At 58.3% G+C, this 290-nt stretch carries 1 protein-coding gene; it reads left to right on the plus strand.

What is annotated here, in order from left to right:
* On the plus strand, nt 1–290 hold a 290-nt coding region (locus tag JYB63_RS22880; RefSeq protein ID WP_205660222.1), incomplete at both ends, for a 2OG-Fe dioxygenase family protein.

Raw genomic sequence — 290 nt, forward strand, 5'->3', positions numbered from 1 at the left:
GTTATTCCGTCGTGAAATACCTCAACCCCAACATCGCCGAAGTGGGGCCGCGTACCTTCATGCAGTCGGATCAGATCAACCATTTCCAGGGCAACGTGGTGCGCCGCTTCGAGCCTATCGACAGCGCCGTGCTGCAGAGCGCCGGCATGGCGGAGATGTGCAACCTGTTTGCCGAAAATAACGAACTGCCGGAAGGCGCCGAGATAGAGATCCACCAGATGCGCGTGGTCGCCATCCAAAAAGATACGCTGGTGGCGCCGGAAGGCATTCACCAGGACGGTTTCGACCAT

Source organism: Aliamphritea spongicola (assembly GCF_017051665.1).
Lineage (GTDB): Bacteria > Pseudomonadota > Gammaproteobacteria > Pseudomonadales > Balneatricaceae > Amphritea > Amphritea spongicola.